The organism is Planotetraspora sp. A-T 1434, assembly GCF_025420585.1.
Lineage (GTDB): Bacteria > Actinomycetota > Actinomycetes > Streptosporangiales > Streptosporangiaceae > JAOEGB01.
The window spans coordinates 101,133-123,456 of the sequence record NZ_JAOEGB010000021.1 but is presented as its reverse complement, the minus strand read 5'-3'; the positions used below and the strand labels follow the sequence as shown (position 1 = coordinate 123,456).

Genomic DNA, 22,324 nt, shown 5'->3' with positions numbered 1-22,324 from the left:
GCCGTACCGGCCATTTCAGGGCTCATTCGCGAGGGCCGGTCAGGCTCTGGCGATGAGGGCGACCGCGCCGAGGGCGAAGCCGACACCGGTGATCTGCACCGGGCTCAGCCGCTCGCCGAGCACATATCGCGCCAGCAGCAGCGTGCTGGCCGGATAGAGCGACACGAGCACCGCGACGAGGCTGAGCATGCCGCGCTGGGCGGCGAGGAGATAGAGGACGTTCGCTCCCATGTCCAGCACACCGGCGGCGACGGTGACCTTCAGCGTCCCCGGAATCGGCCGCAGATTTCGCCTCGTGACGAACGCGAGCAGCACGACGAGCGTGATCGAGGCGATCCGGGCTCCGAGGAGCGGCCAGCCGCCCGCGTCGGCCGGGGAGAGCTTGAGGAGGATGAAGAACCCGCCGAAGCCGGCGCCAGAGGCGAGGGCGTTCGCGAGGGGGCCGAGCCTGGCGCCGGACGCCGCGCCGCCCGGACTCCGGCTGACGAGCACCACCGCGAGCAGGCCGAGCGCGACCCCGGCGAGCGCCACGACCGACGGACGCTCACCCGTGACCAGGCCGAAAATCACCGGCACCGCCATCGAGGCGGCGGCCGTGGTCGGCGCGACCACCGACATCATGCCGGTGGCCAGACCCCGGTAGAACAGTACGATGCCGGCGGCTCCCGCCACTCCGGAGGCCATCCCCCACAGCAGGGCCGCGGTGCTCGGCCTGCCCGGCAGGAAGGGGATCAAGGCGGCGATCAGCAGCACGCCGCCCAGTTGCGAGAGCACGACCACGGCCAGCACGCGGGAGCGCCTGGTGGCCAGCCCTCCGAAGAAGTCGGCCGTTCCGAATATCACCGCGCACGCCGTAGCCAGTGCCACCGCCGTCACCGGGCAGACCTCCCCGAAGCAAGATGCCGAAAGTGAGTCAACGACTCTGGCCTGAAGGCCGGAGCTTGCAGCTCATCGTCCCTGGTTGGGGACCAGGTGTCAGGCCCGCGTTCGGCTGGTTGACCACAGCCCAGCCCACGACACCGCGCGAGGCGATGTTGCGGGCTGCGTTGACGTCGGCGTGCTCAGCGAAGCCGCACGACGTACAGACGAAGGTTTTCTGGTCGGGCCGGTTGCGCTTGTCGATGTGCCCGCAAGCGCTGCACCCCTGGGGGTATAGGAGGGGTCGACATGGACCACAGCCACCCCGGCGCGGCGCGCCTTGTAGGCCACGAACTGGCCGAGCTGGTGGAACGACCAGGAGTGCAAGGTGACCCGCTGGGGCTTGCGGAGCCGTACCCGGTTACGGATGCCCGTGAGATCTTCCAGGGCGATACCGCGTCCGGTGCGTGCAGCCTCGGTCACGATGCTCGTGCTGATGACGTGGTTGACATCCCGGGCGAACCGGGCTTCCCTGCGGCGGCGAGCCTTGAGCAGCCGCTTGGCGGACTTGGTGGCCTTGGCCTGCAGTCTGCGGCGCAGTTCCCGGTTACGGTGCCGGACGGCGTTGAGGTGCATGCCGGCGTAGGTGGTTCTGTCGCTGGTGGTGGCGATGTTCGCGATACCGAGGTCCACGCCGAGGAACCCGTCCGGCTCGGTGGCGTCGGTGTCGGGGATGTCGCAGGTGGTGATCAGCAGCCACCTGCCGTCCCGGTGGACCAGATCCGATTCGCGTAGTTACGGAACACCGTGGAGTCCCAGGCGATCTGGGAGACCAGGTTGGCGGCCTCGTTGCACAGGCGCAGTGTGTCGGCCAGTGCCGCCTCTTGGGCGGGCGTGGGGAACAGCCGAACCTGCACAACCAACTTCACGCTGCAAGTTTTACCAAATCATTGAAGGAGTCGTACCTGGGACAGCAACATACCCGCAGACCAGGAAGCGATTCCACCCGGGCGTAAACGCCCAGGGTTCCTCGCAAGATAGTGCTGAAGTGCATTGGTGGGCACCGGCAGGTCTCCGCGACTGTGGGTGTGCGATTGTCACCGTCCTGACTCATGAGTAAGCCTGCGCCGTCACGCATTGGAGCCCCATCATTACTAAATGAACGTGCGAGGGGCGGACCAAGGTTGGGTACATCCCTTTTTGTGCTGGTCTCTTCGGCAGCAAACCGCGTCTTCGCGGCGGCGGGTGGTGGCGGGTGAGTGAGTCGGGCGCCGCCTTGGAGAAGCTGCACGCGGAGCTCGCCGCGCTCGGGGTTCACGACGCCTACGAGATCGGCGACGACGCCACCCTCTCGGTCTGGATCGGCCTGGTGGTGAGCTTCCGGGAGGGGTTTTACCGTTGGCGCGAAGGTGCCGTGAAATGCCGGCACCTGGGTACGGACCCGGGTGGATGCGCCATCCGGGTAGCGCGTAGACATGCCGAGCTCAAGGCAGACGTGCCGCCCTGGTGGGAGGACCTGGCCAAGGTTCTGCGGGGGGAAAGGGCCGAGGAGTATCCGTAGCGTTCATGCCCCCCGCCTGCTCCGGGGGGACGTATGCGGATCGGGTCGGCGCTGCTGTCGCTGTTGCTGGTCGCGGGGTGTGGTCAGGCGAGTTCGGTGGCCCTCCCGGCCGGATCGTCGCCGTCGCATGATCCGCTGCGGGCGAGAAGGGACATTTCCGAGCAGACGGCGGGCAAGGAGACGATCCGGAGGCAACTCGCGAGGAGGTTCGAGGCGGCCGTCGTCGGCGGGCGGCTGACCGCCGCGCAGCACGGGTGGCCGGGCCCCCGCCTTCCGATCGCGCCGCCGGCCCGGCAGATCGACTGCACGAGGCTCAAATGCGTGGCGCTGACCTTCGACGACGGGCCGGGCGACAACACGGGAAAACTCCTCGACATACTGGCCGCCCACCACGCCCGCGCCACGTTCTTCATGCTGGGCCAGATGATCAACGATGAGACTCGCGACTTCGTCCGCCGGATGGTCTCCGAGGGCCACGAGGTCGGCAACCACTCCTGGGACCACGCCTCGCTGGCCGGGCTCTCCAACGACGCCCTCAAGCGCGAGCTCCAACGCACCCAGGAGGTCGTCCAGCAGGTCACCGGCGTGCGGATGACCGTGATGCGGCCGCCGTACGGCTCGACGAACCAGCAGGTCGAGGCCGCCACACGCGAGGAGGGGCTGGCCCAGATCATGTGGGCGGTCGACACTCTCGACTGGCGGGACCGGAACTCCGCGATCGTCGCCAAACGCTGCGCCGAGGCCAAAGCGGGCGACATCGTGTTGATGCACGACATTCACCCGACGACGGTCGACGCGGTGCCGCATCTCCTCGACGAACTGGACCGCAAGGGCTTCACCTACGTGACCGTGTCCGAGCTGTTCGGCAGCCTCACACCCGGAAAGCAGTATTTCAACCGATGAACGGCTACGACTTCGCCGGACCGGCGCTGGAGCTCGGGGCGCTGGTGAAGGACGACGGCACGGCCGACCCGTCCTCCAAGATCCGCGTTCCACTGAGCATGATGAACCGGCACGGCCTGGTCGCCGGGGCCACCGGCACAGGGAAGACCAAGACGCTCCAGCTCATGGCCGAGCAGCTCGCCGCGCAGGGCGTTCCGGTGTTCCTGGCCGACGTCAAGGGCGACCTCTCCGGCATGGCCTCGCCCGGCGTCCCCTCCGACCGCGTCAGCCACCGGGCCGCCGAGGTGGCCCAGTCATGGTCCGGTACGGCGTGCGCCGTCGAGTTCTTCTCCCTTGGAGGGCTGGGCGAGGGCATTCCGCTGCGGGCCACCATGACGTCCTTCGGGCCGACCCTGCTCGCCAAGGTCCTGGGGCTCAACGACACGCAGGAGTCCTCTCTCGGCCTGATCTTCTTCTTCGCCGACAAGCACGGCATGCCGCTGCTGGACCTGAAGGACCTGATCGCCGTTATCCAGTATCTGACCGACACGCCCGACGCGCTCAAGGGAGTCGGTGGCCTGTCCAGGTCGACGGCCGGGGTCATCCTGCGGGCGCTGGTGAATCTGCAGGCGCAGGGGGCCGACGCGTTCTTCGGCGAGCCGCAGTTCGACACCCGCGACCTGCTGCGGCGCGCTCCCGACGGCCGGGGGATCGTCTCCATCCTGGAGCTGCCCGCCGTACAGGACCGGCCGCGGCTGTTCTCCACGTTCCTGATGTGGCTGCTCGCCGAGCTGTTCGAGGAGCTGCCCGAGGTGGGCGACCCCGACAAGCCGGTGCTCGTGTTCTTCTTCGACGAGGCGCACCTGCTGTTCGACGAGGCGTCCAAGGCGTTCCTGCAGTCGATCACGCAGACCGTGCGGCTGATCCGCTCGAAGGGCGTGGGCGTCTTCCTCGTCACCCAGACGCCCAAGGACGTGCCCGCCGATGTGCTGGCCCAGCTCGGCGCGCGGGTGCAGCACGCGCTGCGGGCCTTCACGCCGCAGGACGCCAAGGCGCTGAAGGCCACCGTCTCGACCTTCCCCACGTCGCAGTACGACCTGGAGAAGCTGCTCACCGAGCTCGGCATCGGCGAGGCCGTCGTGACCGTGCTGTCGGAGACGGGCGCGCCGACACCGGTGGCGTGGACCCGCCTGCGGGCTCCGCAGTCGCTCATGGCGCCATCGGCCCCCGACGTGATGCGCGGCATCGTCGCCGCCTCGCCGCTCCTCGCCAAGTACGGCACGGCGGTCGACCGGGAGTCGGCCTACGAGATGCTCTCCGCCCGCCTCACGCCGCCTCCGGAACCCGCCGCACCCGCTCCTGAGGCCGGCCGGGCTCCCAAGGGCCGCCGGGCTCCTGAGCCGGCCCCCGACAGGTACGGCATGCCACCGTCGGAGGGGCCGGTGGAAGGGCCGGTTGAAGGCCCGCAGTACGAGCCGCGGCCGTCGGTCCTCGAAGGCGTGTTCGGCTCTCCGGAGTTCAAGTCGTTCGCCCGCTCGACGGCGTCGGCCCTGGGGCGGGAGATCACCCGGTCCATCTTCGGCACCGCCCGGCGGCGACGGCGCTGAGGGGCCCCCGCCCTCATTGGGCCCGAGTCGTGGGGGAAGGCTGTTGTCGGTGCGACGTGCCAAGGTGGGTGCCATGGAATTCAGCGGGTTTCCTGATGAGGCGCTCATCTTCTACGAGGGCCTCGTGGCCGACAACTCCAGGGCGTACTGGACGGCCAACAAGGAGCTGTACGAGGCTGCGGTGAAGGGGCCGATGACCGCCCTGATGGACGAGCTTGCCCCCGAGTTCGGGCCGCCCTACCTGTTCCGGCCCAACCGTGATGTCCGTTTCGCCAAGGACAAGTCGCCGTACAAGACGCATCAGGGCGCCTACGTGCAGTCGGGCGTGGAGGGCGTCGGCTACTACGTGCAGATCGACGCCGAGGGGTTATACGTCGCGGGAGGCTGGTGGGCGAGCGGCGACCAGATTGTCCGCTACCGTGACGCGCTGGACGACGACACGGCGGGCTCCCGGCTTGAGGCCATCCTGGCCGCCCTGGCCGTCCTGCCGGAGGACCTCGTCGTCGGGGGCGACCGGCTGAAGACCCGCCCGCGCGGCACCCCCGAGGATCATCCCCGGCTGGAGCTGCTCAGGTACAAGTCGCTGCACGCCGGCCGCCGGTTCGAGCCGGAGCCGTGGCTGCACACCCCCGAGGTCCTCGACCACGTCCGGGCGACCTGGCGGGCGCTGGGCCCGCTGGTCGACTGGCTGAGAATCCATCTCGCGTGAGCACGGCCCGCCTCTCCGCTGAATCCCCCCGGCATCCCCCGGAATCCCCCGGCATCCCCCGGCATCCCCCGGCATCCCCCGGCATCCCCCGGCATCCCCCGGCATCCCCCGGAATCCCCGGAGTCTCCGGAATCCCCCCACCCGGGACATCCGGCGACACACCGCGACACCCCGTGCGGGCCGTGCCCGAACTCAGTGCCCGAACTCAGTGCCCGGACTCAGTGCCCGGACTCAGTGCCCGGACTCAGTGCCCGGACTCAGTGGCCGAGCAGCAGCGCGACCAGGGCGATGACCATCCACGCCCCCAGCAGCGCCGCGTGAAAGCTCCCGCTGGCGTTTCTCATGACGGTTTCCTTCCTCGGAAGCCGAGCGCTCCCAGGAAGGATGGTGACGCGAGCGTCTTGCGTCGGGCTGTGGACTGACTTGGATGCGAAGATCACGTGATCAGGCCAGGAACCTGATCACTCCGCACGCGATGCGAGGTCCGGCGTCGCCGGTCTTGAGGGTCGTGGCGTCCGGCCCCGACGTGCCGGTCGAGTCGGCCGGATGGGTGTAGCGGGTGGGGATGTTGGCGAAGTTGTCCGGCTTGGCGTGGATGATGATCGAGCTGCCGTCGGCGTCGCCGAGCTGCGCCACGCGGAACCGGTCCGTAACGAACGAGATGCTGCCGGTGCCGTCGGCCGTCACGAGCAGCGGCGGCAGGTTCCCCGCCGTGATGCCGGGCGTGCTCATCCCGGAGCCCATGCCGGAGCCCGAGCCGCCCAGGTCGAGGTGGCCGCCCGCGCTGAAGAACGCGCTCCCGGTCGCGGCGTCCACGGATTTCGGGTCGCACGTTCCCGACGAGTGGATGTGGAAGCCGTGGAAGCCCGCGGGGAGCCCTCGAACGTTGATCGTGACCCTCGACTTGGTGACGTCGTACGGCTCGATCTGGACGGTGCCAAGGGTGACGCCGTTCACGTTCTTGATCGCCGCGCTGGCCAGCGCACCGAGGGGGTGCCGGGCCACCGGCTGGGCCAGATTTTCGGTCGACGGCCGGATGATCGCCAGGACGCCGGTGACGGCGCTGAGGATCAGGTTGGCGGTCAGGGCGAGACGGGTCGTGCTCGGCATAAACGGCTCCTTCATGTGCGGCTCGTGCCCGGCATAGGACAGCACGCACCCGGCCGGCCACGAGACCCGGAAACGCCGCCCATGGCAGCTCGTTTACTTCCGCGTTGCCGTACGAGGATCGCCGCGCAAAGCCTCACCGTGATCATGCGCGGGTTCCCGCGTAGCTCCCCGACCGCGCCACTCACCAGTCGTGATCATGCACGGGTTCCTTGAGTGCCCGCCCGATCGCGCCACACCCTAATCGTGATCATGCACGGGTGTGCCCCGGCGCCGCGTGGGGGACCGCGCGTCAGCCGGCGCGGGCCGGCAGCACCTGGATGGTGTCGCCGACCGGGCGTTCCCCGGTGGCGTCCGAGGGGTTGTTGACGAGCTGACCGCCGACCGCCATGGCGGTGGAGCCGCCACCGTCGAGGTTGAGCGCCTGTACGGCGCCGAGTGAGCGCGTGAAGTCGGCGGCCTCGGCGATGGTGAAGCCCTTATCGGTCACAAAGTTCGTGATCGATAAGAGCGCTTGCGTGCGTCGCTCTCGATGCTCATGAGTGAAGGCACGGAGAAGCGGTGCCGAACTTTTCGCGTGCCCACAGGGGACCCCGCGAAGGGAGGCCGCGAACGACGAGGGTCCCGGGCCGCTGATCGCTCAGCGGCCCGGGACCCTCCAGGACTTCTAGTTGGCGCGCTTCGCGCGAGCGGCGGAGCGGCCACGGGTGGCCGCGTCGAGCACGATCTTGCGGATCCGCACGGTCTCGGGGGTGATCTCCACGCACTCGTCGTCGCGGATGAACTCCAGCGCCTGCTCCAGCGACAGGACGCGCGGCGGGATCAGCTTCTCCGTCTCGTCGCTGGTGGACGAGCGCATGTTGGTGAGCTTCTTCTCCTTGGTGATGTTCACGTCCATGTCGTCGGAACGCGAGTTCTCACCGACGATCATGCCCTCGTAGACCTCGGTGGTCGGCGAGACGAACAGCGTGCCGCGCTCCTGCAGGTTCAGCATGGCGAAGGCGGTGACCGGGCCCGACCGGTCGGCGACGAGGGACCCGTTGTTGCGGGTGCGCAGCTCGCCGAACCACGGCTCGTAGGCCTCGAACACGTGGTGGACCAGGCCGGTTCCGCGGGTCTCGGTCAGGAACTCCGTACGGAACCCGATGAGGCCGCGGGCGGGGACGACGAACTCCATCCGGATCCAGCCGGTGCCGTGGTTGGTCATGTGCTCCATGCGGCCCTTGCGGACGGCCAGGAGCTGGGTCACGGCGCCGAGGTACTCCTCGGGGCAGTCGACGGTGAGCCGCTCGACCGGCTCGTGCACCTTGCCGTCGATCTCCTTGGTGACGACCTGCGGCTTGCCGACGGTCAGCTCGTAACCCTCGCGGCGCATCTGCTCGACCAGGATGGCCAGGGCCAGCTCGCCGCGGCCCTGGACCTCCCAGGTGTCGGGCCGCTCGGTCGGCAGCACGCGCAGCGACACGTTGCCGACGAGCTCCTTGTCGAGGCGGTCCTTGACCATGCGGGCGGTGACCTTGGAGCCCTTGACCTTGCCGACCAGAGGGCTCGTGTTCGTGCCGATGGTCATGGAGATGGCCGGCTCGTCGACCGTGATCAGCGGCAGCGGGCGGGGGTCGTCGGGGTCGGCGAGCGTCTCACCGATCATGATGTCCGGGATGCCGGCGATGGCGATGATGTCGCCGGGGCCGGCCTCCTCGGCGGGCTTGCGCTCCAGCGCGTCCGTCATGAGCAGCTCGGAGATCTTCACCCGCTGGATGCTGCCGTCGATCCGGCACCAGGCGACCTGCTGGCCCTTCTTGATCGTGCCCTGGTGGACGCGGCAGAGCGCGATCCGGCCCAGGTAGCTGGAGGCGTCCAGGTTGGTGACGTGAGCCTGGAGCGGCGCGGTCGGGTCGTAGACCGGGGCGGGGATCGTCTTTGTGATCGTCTCGAACAGCGGCTCAAGGTCGTCGGAGTCGGGCATGCCGCCGTCCTCCGGACGGTTCAGCGAGGCCCGGCCGGCCTTGGCGGAGGCGTAGACGATCGGGAAGTCGATCTGCTCCTCGGTGGCGTCGAGGTCGAGGAACAGCTCGTAGACCTCGTCCACGACCTCGGCGATCCGGGCGTCGGGCCGGTCCACCTTGTTGATGCACAGGATGACCGGCATCTTGGCGGCGAAGGCCTTGCGGAGCACGAACCGGGTCTGGGGCAGCGGCCCCTCGGAGGCGTCCACGAGGAGGACCACGCCGTCCACCATGGACAGGCCGCGCTCGACCTCGCCGCCGAAGTCGGCGTGGCCGGGCGTGTCGATGATGTTCAGCGTCATGCCGCCGTGCTTGACCGCGGTGTTCTTCGCGAGAATGGTGATCCCCTTCTCGCGCTCGAGGTCGTTCGAGTCCATGACGCGCTCATCGACGTCCTGATTGGCCCGGAACGCCCCGGACTGCCATAGCATGGCGTCCACCAGCGTGGTCTTGCCATGGTCGACGTGCGCGATGATCGCGATGTTCCGCAGGTCGTCGCGGCTGTTCAAAGGCATAGTGGAGTCTCGCTCTGGTTCGTCGGGGTGTCGTCCGCGTCCCGGGACTGAAGCGAGACGCACATCGTGCCGCAGAGTGCGGCTTTCCCATTTTAGTTGATCCCTGTTACCGCCATGTGCCGTGATGGCGCGAATCAGCACAATCCCGAGGGCCTTGGAAGCAACGCCGGGTCTTCTGGGCGCATTCCTTGCCGTTCGGGGCTGTCCCGGCCGCCGCATGTGGTGAAGAAGATGCCTCCTGGTGTCTGAACACTGACTTTGGGGGCAGCAGGCCGATGTGATCGATGAGGGACTGGTGCTCCTGGGCGCGTGGGCGGAGTTGCTCGCCCTGCTCGGCGTGCTCGCCTACTTCCTGCTGCGGCGCCGCACATGAGGCGGCTGGTACGGCTCGCGCCCCTGGCCCTGCTTGTGGCCGTGCTCCTGAGCTCGTGCGTCAGCCCGGCCTGGAACGACCACGACTACGAGCTGAAGGCCGGTGCGACCGCCGAGTCGGCCGCGTCGTCGCTCCAGATCGTGCGCTCCGCCGTACAGCATGAGGACCGGCTGACCCGGCCCTATCTCAAAGTCGTCCTGACCGAGGCAGCCGAGGCGCTGGGGAGCGTGAACGCGCAGTTCGGAGGCGTGCAGCCGCCATCGGACGCCGCCGACCAGGTCAGGGACCAGGTGACCGGGATGACCGAGGAGGCCGAAAGCCAGGTGCAGGACCTGCTGATCGAGGTCAGGCGTGATCGTGTCAAGGACCCGGCGAAAGCCGTACGGGAGCTGGGACGGCTCGCGGACAAGCTCGGCGCGTTCGCGGAGGATCACCGATGAAGAAGCTGTTCGCGGTGACTCTCGGGATCCTGACGGCCTTCGGGGGGTTCGTCGACATCGGCGACCTGGTCGCCAACGCGGTCGTGGGGGCCAGGTTCGGGATGTCGCTGGCCTGGGTCGTCCTCGTGGGGGTCGTGGGGATCTGCCTGTTCGCGGAGATGTCCGGCCGGATCGCGGCGGTGTCGCAGCGGCCGGTCTTCGACCTCGTCCGCGAACGGCTCGGGCCCCGGGCGGGTCTGGTCAACCTCGGCGCGTCGTTCTTCATCAACGTGCTGACGCTGGCGGCGGAGATCGGCGGCGCGTCGCTGGCGCTGGAGCTGGTGACCGGCGTCAACTACCTGCTGTGGGTGCCGGCGGTCGCCCTGGTCGCCTGGCTCGTGATGTGGCGGGTCAAGTTCGAGACCATGGAGCGGATCTTCGGCCTGATGGGCCTCGCGCTCGTCGTCTTCCTCGTCGCGCTGTGGCAGCTCGGCCCGGACTGGAGCGCGCTGTCGCACCAGCTCACCCGGCCGCCGCAGGACGAGGGCGTGCCGACCTACATCTACTACGGCATCGCGCTGCTCGGCGGGGCCATGACGCCGTACGAGGTGTTCTTCTTCTCGTCGGGCGGCGTGGAGGAGCGGTGGACGCGCAAGAGCCTGATGATCGAGCGGGCGAACGTGTTCGTCGGCTTCCCGCTGGGCGGCGTGCTGTCGCTGGCCATCGCGGCGTGCGCGGCCACGGTCTTCCTGCCGGTGGCGGCCCAGCCGGACACGCTCGGCCAGATGGTGCTCCCCGTCGGGGCGGCGCTCGGCAAGATCGGGCTGGGCGTGGTGATCCTGGGGGTCTTCGCCGCGACGTTCGGCGCGACGCTGGAGACCGCTCTGTCGTCGGGCTACACGCTGAGCCAGTATTTCGGGTGGCAGTGGGGCAAGTACGTGCGGCCGTGGCGGGCGGCGCGGTTCCACGTGACCGTCCTGGTCTCGACGATCGTCGCCACGGCGCTCATCCTCACGACGGTGGACGCGATCAAGGTGACGGAGTATTCGCTGGTCTTCTCGGCGGCGGCGCTGCCGCTGACGTACCTGCCGGTGCTAATGATCGCCAACGACCCCGACTACATGGGTGACCGGGTCAACGGCAGGTTCTCCAACACGCTCGGGACGGCGTACATGGTGCTCCTGCTCCTGGTCGCCGTCGCGGCGATCCCGTTGATGATCGCCACCAAGGCGGGGCAATGAGCCGGCGGAGGTATCGATGAGCGAGCACACCCCGACCCCGCGCACCCCGACCCCGCACGCCCGCACCACGCACCCCCGCACCACGCACGCCCGGACTCTGCACGCGCAGCTGCATCTGCTCGACCGGCAGGTGGTCCGCGCCGGCGACGACCGGCTTCTGTGCAAGGTCGACGACCTGGAGCTGGGGGCCGACGACCACGGCACGCCGTACGTGACGGCGATCCTGGCGGGGCCGCTCGCGCTGGGGCCCCGGATCGGCGGCGTCCTGGGGTGGCTCATCGTGGCGGTGAACGGGCTGTTCCGGCGCGAGGAGGATCCCCAGCCCTACCGGATCGGCATGAGCCTGGCGACCGAGATCGGCAGCGCGGTCAGGGTGAGCGGGGAGTTGGAGGAGCTCGCGCTGGAGCGCTGGCTGGCGGAGAACGTCGTGAGCAGGATCCCCGGAGCGGAGCGGGTCACGTCCGGGCCGGCGAGCCGCCGGGCCGTGGAGGGGGGAACGGAGGGGCGAGAGGCGGGGAGCCCGGAGGCAGTGCGGCTGAGCGGCCTGCTCGGGCGGGAGGTCCGCGACTCATCCGGAGACATCGTCGGACGCATCGCCGACGTGAGGCTCGTCCAGGATGGGCCGATGCTGGCGGCCGTTCAGCAGGCGTTCCGGATCGACGGGTTCGTGGTGGTCCCGCGGCACACGGGGCAGCTCTTCGGCTACGAGCGGGGGCCGGGAGGCCGGGGGCCCGCGCCGGTCAGCGCACTGATCCGGTGGCTGCACCGGGGCAGCCGCTACGTGACCTGGGACCAGGTCGAGTCCCTGGACGGTCCAGTACGGCTCCGCGTCCGTGAGGGGGAGCTGGCCGCTCTCGCCGACCTGTACGAGAGGGACAGCAGGTGAGGAGTGCATGATCATGGACAGTGAATCTCCTGTTCCGCCGTGAGCGGGGGAATCTGTGCATGATCACCTGTCAGGTTCGTGGAGGTCGGAGCCATTCCCGGGACTCCGTGCATGATCATCAACAAGAGTGCGGGGGCGCGAGCGGCAAGGGCCGGAGTCGGTCACGTGGTCGCGGCGGGGCGGCGAATAAGGTCGGGGGCATGGCTTTTGCTCCCTCGTTCGGTGCGATGCTGCGCACGTCGGACGGTGTCCGGATCGACGCGGCGCATACCCCGAACGGCTCTCTCGATCTCGGCATCGTCGTCGCTCACGGATTCACCGGCTCGTGGCGGGAGCGCCAGACCCGGCGCATCGTCCACGTCCTGTCCCGCTTCGGCGGCGTGCTGTCGTTCGACTTCCGGGGCCACGGGCGATCGTCCGGGGAGTCCACGGTGGGCGACCTGGAGGTGCTCGACGTCGACGCCGCCGTGAAACACGCCCGGTCGATCGGCTACAAGCGGGTGGCGACCGTCGGCTTCTCGATGGGCGCGGCGGTGGTCGTGCGGCACGCGGCGCTCCACGGCGGCGTGGACGCCGTCGTGGCGGTGAGCGGCCCGGCGCGGTGGTACTACCGCGGCACCAAGCCGATGCGCCAGGTGCACTGGGCCATCGAGCAGTGGTCGGGACGGCTCGCCGCGAGGGTGGCCAAGGGCACCCGGATCGCCCGCGGAACCTGGGACCCCATCCCGATCCCGCCGTACGAGGCCGTGGCCATGATCTCCCCGACTCCGCTGCTGATCGTCCACGGCGACGCCGACCCGTTCTTCCCGCTGGAACACGCCTATCAGCTGTACGACGGCGCCAAGGAGCCGAAGGAGCTCTGGGTCGAGCCGGGGTACGCCCATGCCGAGTCGGCGGCCACCCCTGAGCTGGTCCGGAAAATCGGCCGATGGATTTCGCGAACCAAATCCTGATAACGGTCGTCTATGGGTGATGTACGGGTCCCGTGAGGGGTCCGCGCCGCCGATCACGGGGATCGGCGCACACCATCCCTGGTGTGGCCCAGCGTCGCGGGGGCGCGCTGGGCGGCTCTCCCCGTCCTGTACGGCATGCCGTACAGGACGGGGAGAGCCACGGGGGTCGGACTCGCTTCAGCCGAGACGGGCGATCGACTTGTACTCCAGGTAGGCCGACAGGCCCTCGGGGCCGAGCTCGCGGCCGAGCCCGCTGGCCTTGTAGCCGCCGAACGGAGTGCCCGGGTCCATCGTGTTCATCATGTTGACGCCGTAGGTCCCGGTGCGGACCTGGCGGGCGACGTCCATGCCGTGCGCGGTGTCGGCCGTCCAGACCGTGCCGGACAGGCCGTAGTCGCTGTCGTTGGCGATGCGGATCGCGTCGGTCTCGTCGTCGTACGGGATCACCGTCAGGACCGGGCCGAAGATCTCCTCGCGGGCGATCCGCATGTCGTTGGTGGCGCCCGCGAAGACGGTCGGCGCGACGTACCACCCGCGGTCGAAGGGGCGGTCGAGGCCGCCGACGACCGGCTTGGCGCCCTCGTCGATCCCGATCTTGATGTAGCCCTCGACCCGCTCCTGCTGGCGCTTGGCGACCAGCGGGCCGATGCCTGTGGCGGGGTCCGCGGGGTCGCCGACCGGCTGGCCGCCGACCATGTCGGCCACCGCCTGGACCACCTCGTCGTACCTGCTCCGGGAGGCGAGGATCCGGGTCTGGGCGACGCAGGCCTGGCCGTTGTTCATGAGCGAGGCGATGGACAGGAACCCCATGGCCGAGGGCAGGTCGCAGTCGTCCAGGATGATCGCGGCGGACTTGCCGCCCAGCTCCAGGCTGCACCGCTTGAGCTGCTCCCCGCAGATGGCCCCGATCCGGCGGCCGGCGGCGGTCGAGCCGGTGAAGGCGACCTTGTCGATGCCGGGGTGGGAGACCAGGTGCTCACCGGCCTCGCGTCCGGCGGCCACGATGTTGACGACGCCCGCCGGGATCCCCGCCTCCTTGATCATCTCGGCCAGCAGGTAGGAGTCGAGGGGCGTCTCGGGAGCGGGCTTGAGCACGACCGTGCAGCCGGCGATGAGCGCCGGGGCGAGCTTGGTCATGATGACGAACTGCGGGACGTTCCACGGCACGATCGCGGCGACGACTCCCACTGGCTCGCGGCGGACGGTCACCGGTCCGAACATGCCGGGCCGCTCGTCCTCGATGGCGAAGGTCTTGCCGAGCTCGGCGAAGTACTGCAGCATGCCGAGCGGTTGGGGGGCCTGCGCGAGCTGGGAGAAGGTGATGGGGCAGCCCATCTCCAGAGTGATCACATCGGCGATCTCGCCCTGGCGGGCCGCGTAGATCTCCGCCAGCCTCGCGACGACGGCGGCGCGCTCGGCCATGCTGAGCCGGGGCCAGGGGCCGTTGTCGAAGGCGTCGCGCGCCGCGGCGACCGCGCGGTCCATGTCGGCGGGCGTGCCGTCCGGCACGCGGCCGACGATCTCCTCGGTGTGGGGCGAGATGACGTCGATGATCCCGGTGCCCGCGGGGGCCACCCAGTCGCCCCCGATGAAGAGCTTGTCGTGCTGAAGCATGTGTCTGCCTCCTGGTCGGGCGCGCCTCATGGACTTGAGCGAATGCTTGCTTGGATAGTCTCTTCTCGCGAGGGGGCCGGGACAAGCCCCACGCCACAGTGAGACCGAATCATGTTCTATCGACCGTTGGCAAGAGTCCGCGCCGCGTCGCGGATCCGGCGCATGATCACGGATGGAGTGTGCGCAGGCCGGAGGGGTCTTGCGGGAACGTGTGCATGATCACGCCGGAGAAGGGGGGTGGCTCCCGCCCTCGGAATGGGGGCGGGAGCCGTACGGGATCGGTTCAGGGGAGGGGCGTGCTGAGCAGGTGGGTCATCGCGCGCTTGACCAGGTCGGTGCGCATGGCCTGGGTGGTCGCGCCTTCGGCGCCGAAGCCGAAGTAGACGGTGTCCTTGGTCGTGATGCCGGCGCCGTCCTCAAGCGACTGGTCGCTGCGCGCCCAGTCGTTGATCGCGGCGGCCGAGCCCGGAGGCGGCCCGGCGACGGTCCAGCCGCCGAGGTCACTCTCGAACGACGTCTCCGAGACCGTCGCACCGTCGGCCTTGATTGTCGCGTCGTCGAGCCAGACGCCGAGGCCCTGGGTGCCCCAGTCGCTGATGTAGGAGATCGAGACCTCGACCTGCTTGCCGGCGTAGGGGGACAGGTCGATCGACCACTGCTGCCAGCCGTTCGAGGAGCCGGAGGCCGCGTGCCACGCGCCGGTGGTGCCGGTCGCGGTGCACGAGGACGCGCCGTCGTAGGTCTGGTAGTGGGCGGTGAACGGGTGGATGGACGCCCAGCCGCCGCCGCAGCTGTCGCCGGGCTCCTCGGAGGTGTGCCCGTTGGCGTCGGGCAGCGTCGTCCAGTCGTCCTGGCCGGCGGTGTGGGCCTCGACGGTCAGGAAGTCCCAGTTCGGCTCGGTGTCGTACGACGTCCAGAACGACAGGCTGCCACTGGTCTTCCCGGTGAGGTCGATGGTCCGGGTCAGGCGCTTCCAGGACACGTCGGCCTGGCCGCTCTGCACGTCCCACGCGCCGGTGTGCGGGCTGAAGGGCGCTCCCGCGCTGTACTGCCACTTGAGCGGGGCGGCGCTGGCGAACTGCGGGAACTTGTCCGGCGTCAGCACCGAGGAGGTGCTGACGAAGGTCGACGTGTGGCTCTGGTTGCCCGGCGAGTCGCCGCCGTTCAGCGTGCCGATGAACCCGGCGAACGCGCCACCGGTGCCCTTGAGCGGGAGGGTGTTCCCGTCGGCGTCCTGGCCGCCGCCGTCCACGAAGCTGTAGGCGCCCAGGTAATACTGCGCGAAGTCGTTGCTCAGCGCGAGGCACGGCGGCTTGGTGCGGGTCGTGCACTCCGGCTGCGCCGGATAGTCGGGCTCGTACCAGTAGGCGCCGTTGACGTTCTGCGCGTAGAGGGCGTACTTGCCGGTGGTGAGGAGCTTCCCGCCCTCGTTGAGGTAGTCGCGGAAGGCCAGCTCAAGAGCCTCGGCCAGGTTCGCGGCGGTGCCGCCCGGCTGCCCCACGGCCCGCGGGATGGTGTCGTCGCCGGTCTCCCAGATGACGGCCTTGTAGTGGCTCAGCACGCCGAGCGGGTGCGGCGCCTTGCGGCCGTTGGCATCCACGTCGTAGACGTCGGAGGAGTAGCCGGCCTCCGACAGCGCCCTGGCGTAGTCGTCGGCGTACTTCGCCTCGGTGACTCCCTGCGCCGGGCTGGCGCCCGTCACGTCCTCGGCCGCCACGACCAGCACCTTGCCGCCGATGTCGGTCGCGACCTTGTAGGTGAAATCCTCGCTCTGCTTGGTGATCGAGGAGAACCAGACCTTCACGGTGTCACCGGGCTTCGCTCCCGTCACCGTGCCCCTGAGCTGGTGGAAGTAGGTGTTGTAGCCGTCGCCGTAGCGCTCGCCGCCCTTCCACTCCGACGTCAGGGCGATCTTCGTAGGCCCGCCGTTGATCTGATATTTCAGGAAAACGGGGCCGAGCTTGCGCTTGGCGTCCACCTGGACGACCTGGTCGGTGCCGTAGCTGACGTCGAACTTGTCCACGACGAAGTCGGGGACCGTGTTGCCGAGGTGGCTGACCGGCTCGCTCGGGTTCAGCGCCGACTTCGCCACGTCGAGCGCGAAGGGGAGTTGCTTTTCGAACTCGCCCTGGACGAGCGCCTCGTCGTCGGGGAAGACGAAGCCGCAGCCCTCGCACCCCTCTTCGAGCTCCGGCGTCCAGGCCAGCGTGCCGTACTGCCTGTGCGCGTGGTCGGTGGTCTCGCCGTTGGTGGTGTACAGCTCCGCGCCCACGCCGGGGTCGAACCCGGGGACGGCCGGCTTCTCGTCCGTGCCGGTCAGGGCCAGGTAGACGGGGTCGTCGGCGGTCTTCGTCTCGACCTGCCAGCCCTCCGGGTAGAGCAGCAGCGGGCCGTACGAGTGGTAGTTGACCTGGGCCTTGAAGCGGAGCCTCCTGAGCAGCCCGTCCATGGCGCGGGTCTCCGGCTCGGACCCGGGGGCGGTGCCGCGGTAGGTCTCGCTGCTGAGGACGCTTGAGGAGCCCTCCTCGTCGTAGCGCCACCTCGTGGGGAAGTTGCGGTTCGGGTCGACGCCGTCGTTGCGCGTGATGACGCCGTCGCCGTCGTTGTCCCGGAGGTTCTTGCGCCAGAGCCGGTTGCCCTCGGTGAAGGTGAAGTCGTAGCCGTCGGGGTTGGCCACCGGCACGAACCAGATCTCCGTCGTGGCGAGGAGCCGGCCGATGTCCGGGGTGGACTTGCCGGCGACCAGGTGCTTCAGCAGCCGCATGTCCACTTCGGTCGCGATCCACTCCCGCGCGTGCTGGGTCGCCGAGTACAGCACGGCGGGCTTGGCCCCGTCGGGCAGCACCCGGGCGAGCTTCGTCAGCTTGATCGCCAGGATGTCCTTGCCCTGGACGGTCTTCCCGATGGACTCCAGCTTGGCGACGTCCTTGTTGGCGTCGGCGATGGCGCGGAGCTGGTCGGCGATGCCGCCCTTCTCGGAGTAGGACTTCCATACGGTGTATCCGCCGGCCGCCTGTGCCTTGGCCGCCTGGAGCTGGGTCTGGCCCTGCGGGTTACGGACGGGCTGTGGCCTCAGGCCGAGGCCCTGCAGCTTCTTCAGATCGATCTGGGTGGCGGTGAGCTCGATGTGCTCCTTGTCGCCCGCGATCTTCTGCTGGACGACGTCGAAGCCCTTCTGCAGCAGCGCGCCGGCGGTTCCCGGCGGGCTGTCGAGCTGGTAGAGGTCGCTCCGGTCCGATGGCGGCAGGGGGTCTCCGGAGGCGGCTTGCGCTCCGGCGATCGGCGTCAGCAGTGCCGCTCCGAGCGCGCCGGCCGCCAGGACTGACATGATCAGTCGTCGGGACATGGGTACGGCCCTTCGTGAGGGGGACGATCACCCGAATCTGACCGCGCGTAAGGTCACGTGCAACCCATGTCAGGACTCGTGTAAGTCACAAATTGATCACGTCCTGTCCCCGATGAATTGGGTCAAGTGGCGGCAGAGTGTCACATTGTTCACCAAAGGTGCATGTGTTTCTCCTGTTCCGGTAGCAGGCATAAAGATCGCCTTCTATAGTTTCGGACCGAATGTGAGTGGAGGTCGCGTGCAACCGGGGCGCTGGATCGGGCTGGCGGTGGTGACCACCGCACTACTCGGCGCGCTCACGGTTCCCGGGGCAGAGGCGAAGCCGGACCCGCAGGCCAAGCTGCGCGCGCTCACCAAGGAGGCAGCCGAGCTCTCCAAGGCGTACCGGGGCGAGATCATCAGCCTGGAGGACGCCCAGCAGGCGGCCGAGAAGGCCTCGAAGCGGGTGAAGAAACTCAAACGCGATCTCCGTACGGCCGAGCGGCAGGTGGCCGAGTTCGCGCAGACGTCCTACATCAACGGCGGGATAGACGACTCCCAGCTGTTCACGATGCGGGTCGATCTCGGGACGGTCTCGACGATGGCCTACCTCTCCAGCCAGAAGACCGAGCGGCTCAACCACGTCAAGGATCTGATCGCGCAGCAGCGCAAGGCCAGCAAGGACGCCGACGACGAGATCGACAAGCTCCAGGCGCACATCAAGGAGTTGAAGGCCAAGCGGCGCGAGGTCGAGAGGCGCATGGCCAAGTTCGGCTTTCAGGCGCCGGACGCCGGGTCGGGCCTGACCCCCCGCATGATCACCGTGCGTAACGCCATCATGCAGGAGTTTCCGATGCCGTTCAGCGTCGGCTGCCTGCGGCCGGGCGACCCGGGAGAGCACGGCAAGGGCCGGGCCTGCGACTTCATGATGAGCAGCGGCGGCCGCATGCCCGAGCCCGACGCCAAGGAGCGCGGCGACGCCCTCGCCCAGTGGTGCATCGCTCACGCCCAGCAGTACGGGATCATGTACATCATCTGGCAGCAGCGCTTCTACGACATGCGTACGGGCACCGGCTGGCGGATGATGTCAGACCGGGGCGGCATCACGGCCAACCACTACGACCACGTCCACGTATCAGTCCTTTAGCGTTTCGATGAGGCCCTTCAGCCAGTGGTAGGACGCCTTGGGCGTGCGCTTCTGGGTCTCGAAGTCGACGTGGACCAGGCCGAACCGCTGGTGGTAGCCCTCGGCCCACTCGAAGTTGTCGAGCAGTGACCACACGAAATAGCCCCTGAGGTCGACGCCCTCGCGCTGGGCCTGCCGAATGGCCGCGATGTGGCCGTCGAGGTAGGCGATCCGCTCCTGGTCGTCGACCCCCTCGTAGGAGCAGCCGTTCTCGGTGATGTAGACGGGCGGGAGCGCCGTGCCGTACCTCGCCTTGAGGGAGACGAGCAGCTCGCGGAGGCCGTCGGGGACGACGGGCCAGCCGAAGGCGGTCGTCGGGTAGCCGGTGATGCCCGCGTCCTCGAACGGCAGGCCGCCCGAGCCCGGCCCCGCGATCCGGGTGGGGTTGTAATAGTTGATCCCCAGGCCGTCGAGGGGCTGGGCGATGGTCTCCAGATCGCCGGTACGGATGAAGTCCAGCTTCGCTATGCCGTACGCCGAGAAATCGGGATAGGTCCCGAGGAGGACCGGGTCGTTGAACAGCAGGTTGTGCAGCGTGTCGTAGGCGTCGGCGGCGGACAGGTCCTCGGCGGAATCAGAAGCGGGCCACACGGGCGTGCAGTTGTTGGTGATCAGCACCTGCTCGGCTCCGGCCGCCCGCAATGCCTGTACGGCGAGGCCGTGCCCGAGCAACTGGTGATGGGCCACCGGGAGAGCGTCGAGGAAGAGCGCCCTGCCGGGAGCGTGGACGCCCAGGCCGTACCCGAACACCATGTGGACGAAGGGCTCGTTGAGCGTGATCCACATCTTCACCCGGTCGGAGAGCCGCTCGGCGACGATGGCGGCGTAATCCGCGAAATAGCCGGAAATATCGCGATTGAGCCACCCGCCCTCATCCTCCAGGGCTTGCGGCAGGTCCCAGTGGAAGAGCGTCGGCGCGGGGACGATGCCCTTCTCGCACAGCGCGTCCACCAGCCGGTCGTAGAAGTCGAGCCCCTTCTTGCCGGGCTCGCCCCGGCCGGTGGGCTGGACGCGGGGCCAGGCGATCGAGAACCGGTAGGCGTTCAGGCCGGCCTCGGCCATCAACGCCACGTCCTCCGGCCAGCGGTGGTAGTGGTCGCAGGCCACGTCGCCGGTGTGCCCGTCGCGGGTCCGGCCCGGCTCGTGGGAGAAGGTGTCCCAGATCGAGGGCCCTCTGCCGTCCTCCCCGACGGCTCCCTCGATCTGATAGGACGCGGTAGCCGTACCCCAGAGGAACATGTGTACGCCCTCCTGTGCGCACGTCATGTGACGTGAGTACAACTCATGTTAGTGCGCTTGCCATCTGGTAGGTAGACAATGTCGGCATGACGAACGCCACTGGGGGAACGCTGCGTCGCCGGCCCGCCCAGCGCCGCAGCCAGGAGCGGGTCGAGCGGATGCTGGACGAGTGCGCCGGGCTCCTCGACGAGGTCGGGTACGACGCGCTGACCACCAAGGAAGTCGCCCGCCGGGCCGAGGTGCCTATCGGAACCTTCTACCAGTTCTTCCCCGACAAGCAGGGCCTGGTCAGGGCGCTCGCCCTGCGCAACCTCGACGCGTTCCTCGACAGCGTCGCGACGAGGCTGGCCGACGCGCCGCCCACCGACTGGGCCTGCGCGGTCGACCTCGGGATCGACGAGTTCGTGCGGATGAAGCGCACCACGCCGGGGTTCGGGGTCGTCGACTTCGGTGAGGTGCTCGCCGCGCCGGGCGGTCCCGCGTTGCCGGGAACCCAGCGGATGCTCGACGCGGCGCTGGAGAACAACGTCGTGGTGGCCGACCGGCTGCGCTCGCTCACGGTGGAACTGCTCGGCGTGCCGCGCAGCGACGAGATCGCGCGGGCCTTCGTGGTCGCCGTCGAGGCCGCCGACGCCGTGCTGAAGCTCGCCTTCCGCGCCCACCCCGACGGCGACCCCGACCTGATCGCCGAGTGCAAGCGCCTCGTCCGCCGCTACCTCTCCGACCACCTCGGATAACTCCACAGGGTTTGGCGCGCCCACCGTCAGCTCGCCGAGCACTTTCCGCGATGGCGTCGTTGAAGACGGCGGCCACGCTGACGGCCTTCCCAATCGCGACCACACATCTCGAGAAGCAGGCAGTCGAGGGAGGCACATGACCTGGGCATGGGACGAGACGCTCTATTTGGGAAGCGCGCCTTACTACGCCAGAGGACGACTTCCTTATGCCCCCGGTCTGGCGGAGGCACTACGGGAGTCTCTCGGCCTGGACGGGAGCGGACGGCTGCTGGACGTGGGCTGCGGCCCGGGCGTGGTGGCGTTGACCTTGGTCCCCCTCTTCGAGGAGGTCGTGGGCGTGGATCCTGACCCGGGAATGATCGAGGAGGCGCGGCGGCGTGGCGTCGAGGCGGGGGTGTCCAACGCGGAATGGGTCCAGCTGAGAGCCGAGGACCTGCCGGCCGGCCTCGGCTCGTTCCGCGTCATCGTCTTCGCGCAGTCGTTCCACTGGATGGACAGGGAGAAGGTCGCGGCCACGAGCCGCGAGATGCTGCCCGACGGTGGGTCCCTGGTGCACATCAGCGATCTGAAGGAATTGCCGCCGCTGCCGACTGGGGCGGCACCCAGGCCGCCTTTCGACGAGATCAAGAGCCTGGTGCGGAGCTACCTCGGCGCGACGCGACGTGCCGGGCAGGGTCTGTTGCCCGACGGCACGCCGTCCGGCGAGGCGCGAGTGCTACGGGCCGCGGGTTTCGCCGGGCCCCGCCACCTCGTGGTTCCCGGAGGCCAGGTAGTCGAGCGCAGCGCCGACGACGTGGTGGCGTGGACTTATTCGCGATCAGATTCGGCTCCGCACCTGTTCGGCGAGCGGCTTCCGCAGTTCGAGGCCGATCTTCGGTGGCTGCTGCACCGGACTTCGGCCGTCGGTCGGTTCACCGAGGTCGTGCCAGACACCGAGGTCTTCATCTGGGACAAGAAGACGACCGCGCCTGGGTGACGTCGTGGCGTCCTGTGCGGCGAGAGCCCGGTAGCCGTCGCAGATCTCGGGAGCGCAGTGTGGCCCGCCTGCCGAGGGGGGACTGTACGGCAGGCGGGCGGTCTTGGGTGCGGGGAGGCCGCGCGGAGCC

The 22,324-nt window shown here is 69.0% G+C and carries 19 protein-coding genes and 1 pseudogene; 11 read left to right on the top strand and 9 right to left on the bottom strand.

Annotation, left to right across the window (positions count from 1 at the left end):
• Positions 1-39: 39 nt before the first annotated feature.
• The 3 genes and pseudogenes from N5079_RS25320 to N5079_RS25310 form a co-directional block, all read right to left on the bottom strand.
• Positions 40-876 (bottom strand): DMT family transporter, encoded by an 837-nt coding sequence (locus tag N5079_RS25320; protein ID WP_261586558.1) that lies wholly within the window; start codon positions 874-876, stop codon positions 40-42.
• Between the two features lie 37 nt (positions 877-913).
• Positions 914-1,647, bottom strand: a pseudogene (locus N5079_RS35620) (RNA-guided endonuclease InsQ/TnpB family protein); the annotation flags it as partial.
• The gene (locus N5079_RS25310; RefSeq protein ID WP_261586557.1) at positions 1,608-1,787 is read right to left on the bottom strand and encodes a hypothetical protein; all 180 of its coding nucleotides are present in this window, start codon (positions 1,785-1,787) and stop codon (positions 1,608-1,610) included. The gene N5079_RS25310 and the pseudogene N5079_RS35620, both read right to left, overlap by 40 nt.
• Positions 1,788-2,113: 326 nt before the next feature.
• Here N5079_RS25310 and N5079_RS25305 point away from each other — a divergent pair, with 326 nt between their 5' ends.
• The 4 genes from N5079_RS25305 to N5079_RS25290 all read left to right on the top strand — a co-directional run bounded on the left by N5079_RS25305 (position 2,114) and on the right by N5079_RS25290 (position 5,617).
• A complete protein-coding gene (locus tag N5079_RS25305; RefSeq protein ID WP_261586556.1) occupies positions 2,114-2,419 on the top strand; it encodes a hypothetical protein in 306 nt (101 codons plus the stop codon).
• A gap of 33 nt (positions 2,420-2,452) precedes the next feature.
• On the top strand, positions 2,453-3,322 hold the full coding sequence (locus N5079_RS25300) for a polysaccharide deacetylase family protein (RefSeq protein WP_261586554.1): 870 nt from the start codon (positions 2,453-2,455) through the stop codon (positions 3,320-3,322).
• Positions 3,319-4,908: a DUF853 domain-containing protein gene (locus tag N5079_RS25295; RefSeq protein WP_261586553.1), complete on the top strand. Its 1,590-nt coding sequence runs from the start codon at positions 3,319-3,321 to the stop codon at positions 4,906-4,908. The genes N5079_RS25300 and N5079_RS25295 overlap by 4 nt, the downstream gene beginning before the upstream one ends.
• 73 nt (positions 4,909-4,981) lie before the next feature.
• On the top strand, positions 4,982-5,617 hold the full coding sequence (locus N5079_RS25290) for a DUF2461 domain-containing protein (RefSeq protein WP_261586552.1): 636 nt from the start codon (positions 4,982-4,984) through the stop codon (positions 5,615-5,617).
• 444 nt (positions 5,618-6,061) lie between these two features.
• Here N5079_RS25290 and N5079_RS25285 read toward each other — a convergent pair whose 3' ends face one another.
• The 3 genes from N5079_RS25285 to typA form a co-directional block, all read right to left on the bottom strand.
• Positions 6,062-6,727 carry a superoxide dismutase family protein gene (locus N5079_RS25285; RefSeq protein WP_261586551.1) on the bottom strand — a complete coding sequence of 222 codons (666 nt, stop codon included), beginning with the start codon at positions 6,725-6,727 and terminating at the stop codon, positions 6,062-6,064.
• Positions 6,728-7,016: 289 nt separating this feature from the next.
• Complete coding sequence (locus N5079_RS25280) at positions 7,017-7,214, bottom strand: phosphodiester glycosidase family protein (protein ID WP_261586549.1); 198 nt, start codon at positions 7,212-7,214, stop codon at positions 7,017-7,019.
• Positions 7,215-7,391: 177 nt separating this feature from the next.
• Entirely contained in the window at positions 7,392-9,245 is a 1,854-nt protein-coding gene (gene typA / locus N5079_RS25275; RefSeq protein WP_261586548.1) for a translational GTPase TypA, read from the bottom strand.
• Positions 9,246-9,614: 369 nt separating this feature from the next.
• Here typA and N5079_RS25270 point away from each other — a divergent pair, with 369 nt between their 5' ends.
• The 4 genes from N5079_RS25270 (at position 9,615) to N5079_RS25255 (ending at position 13,117) form a co-directional block, all read left to right on the top strand.
• Entirely contained in the window at positions 9,615-10,058 is a 444-nt protein-coding gene (locus N5079_RS25270) for a hypothetical protein (RefSeq protein ID WP_261586547.1), read from the top strand.
• The gene (locus tag N5079_RS25265) at positions 10,055-11,278 is read left to right on the top strand and encodes an NRAMP family divalent metal transporter (RefSeq protein ID WP_261586546.1); all 1,224 of its coding nucleotides are present in this window, start codon (positions 10,055-10,057) and stop codon (positions 11,276-11,278) included. The genes N5079_RS25270 and N5079_RS25265 overlap by 4 nt, the downstream gene beginning before the upstream one ends.
• A 16-nt stretch (positions 11,279-11,294) precedes the next feature.
• On the top strand, positions 11,295-12,164 hold the full coding sequence (locus tag N5079_RS25260) for a hypothetical protein (RefSeq protein WP_261586545.1): 870 nt from the start codon (positions 11,295-11,297) through the stop codon (positions 12,162-12,164).
• Between the two features lie 200 nt (positions 12,165-12,364).
• Complete coding sequence (locus N5079_RS25255) at positions 12,365-13,117, top strand: alpha/beta hydrolase (RefSeq protein WP_261586544.1); 753 nt, start codon at positions 12,365-12,367, stop codon at positions 13,115-13,117.
• A 177-nt stretch (positions 13,118-13,294) separates the two neighbouring features.
• Here N5079_RS25255 and N5079_RS25250 read toward each other — a convergent pair whose 3' ends face one another.
• Entirely contained in the window at positions 13,295-14,731 is a 1,437-nt protein-coding gene (locus N5079_RS25250) for an aldehyde dehydrogenase (RefSeq protein ID WP_261586543.1), read from the bottom strand.
• Positions 14,732-15,014: 283 nt separating this feature from the next.
• Entirely contained in the window at positions 15,015-18,077 is a 3,063-nt protein-coding gene (locus tag N5079_RS25245; protein WP_261586542.1) for a M14 family metallopeptidase, read from the bottom strand.
• A 238-nt stretch (positions 18,078-18,315) separates the two neighbouring features.
• On the opposite strand from N5079_RS25245, the gene N5079_RS25240 reads away from it, so the two are divergent.
• Positions 18,316-19,203, top strand: a complete 888-nt coding sequence (locus N5079_RS25240; RefSeq protein WP_261586541.1) for a coiled-coil domain-containing protein — start codon at positions 18,316-18,318, stop codon at positions 19,201-19,203.
• Here the strand turns inward: N5079_RS25240 and N5079_RS25235 are convergent.
• Complete coding sequence (locus N5079_RS25235) at positions 19,192-20,481, bottom strand: GH1 family beta-glucosidase (protein WP_261586540.1); 1,290 nt, start codon at positions 20,479-20,481, stop codon at positions 19,192-19,194. The two genes, N5079_RS25240 and N5079_RS25235, sit on opposite strands and share 12 nt — an antisense overlap.
• Positions 20,482-20,567: 86 nt before the next feature.
• Between N5079_RS25235 and N5079_RS25230 the strand changes: the two genes are divergently transcribed.
• Positions 20,568-21,218 (top strand): TetR/AcrR family transcriptional regulator, encoded by a 651-nt coding sequence (locus tag N5079_RS25230; protein ID WP_261586539.1) that lies wholly within the window; start codon positions 20,568-20,570, stop codon positions 21,216-21,218.
• 136 nt (positions 21,219-21,354) lie between these two features.
• Positions 21,355-22,194 carry a class I SAM-dependent methyltransferase gene (locus tag N5079_RS25225; RefSeq protein ID WP_261586538.1) on the top strand — a complete coding sequence of 280 codons (840 nt, stop codon included), beginning with the start codon at positions 21,355-21,357 and terminating at the stop codon, positions 22,192-22,194.
• Positions 22,195-22,324 lie beyond the last annotated feature (130 nt).

Coding starts and splice junctions, on each gene's coding strand:
- N5079_RS25300 (WP_261586554.1), top strand. CDS start 2,453: ATGCGGATCGGGTCGGCGCTGCTGTCGCTGTTGCTGGTCGCGGGGTGT.
- N5079_RS25295 (WP_261586553.1), top strand. CDS start 3,319: ATGAACGGCTACGACTTCGCCGGACCGGCGCTGGAGCTCGGGGCGCTG.
- N5079_RS25290 (WP_261586552.1), top strand. CDS start 4,982: ATGGAATTCAGCGGGTTTCCTGATGAGGCGCTCATCTTCTACGAGGGC.
- N5079_RS25285 (WP_261586551.1), bottom strand. CDS start 6,727: ATGCCGAGCACGACCCGTCTCGCCCTGACCGCCAACCTGATCCTCAGC.
- typA (WP_261586548.1), bottom strand. CDS start 9,245: ATGCCTTTGAACAGCCGCGACGACCTGCGGAACATCGCGATCATCGCG.
- N5079_RS25270 (WP_261586547.1), top strand. CDS start 9,615: ATGAGGCGGCTGGTACGGCTCGCGCCCCTGGCCCTGCTTGTGGCCGTG.
- N5079_RS25265 (WP_261586546.1), top strand. CDS start 10,055: ATGAAGAAGCTGTTCGCGGTGACTCTCGGGATCCTGACGGCCTTCGGG.
- N5079_RS25260 (WP_261586545.1), top strand. CDS start 11,295: ATGAGCGAGCACACCCCGACCCCGCGCACCCCGACCCCGCACGCCCGC.
- N5079_RS25255 (WP_261586544.1), top strand. CDS start 12,365: ATGGCTTTTGCTCCCTCGTTCGGTGCGATGCTGCGCACGTCGGACGGT.
- N5079_RS25250 (WP_261586543.1), bottom strand. CDS start 14,731: ATGCTTCAGCACGACAAGCTCTTCATCGGGGGCGACTGGGTGGCCCCC.
- N5079_RS25245 (WP_261586542.1), bottom strand. CDS start 18,077: ATGTCCCGACGACTGATCATGTCAGTCCTGGCGGCCGGCGCGCTCGGA.
- N5079_RS25235 (WP_261586540.1), bottom strand. CDS start 20,481: ATGTTCCTCTGGGGTACGGCTACCGCGTCCTATCAGATCGAGGGAGCC.
- N5079_RS25230 (WP_261586539.1), top strand. CDS start 20,568: ATGACGAACGCCACTGGGGGAACGCTGCGTCGCCGGCCCGCCCAGCGC.
- N5079_RS25225 (WP_261586538.1), top strand. CDS start 21,355: ATGACCTGGGCATGGGACGAGACGCTCTATTTGGGAAGCGCGCCTTAC.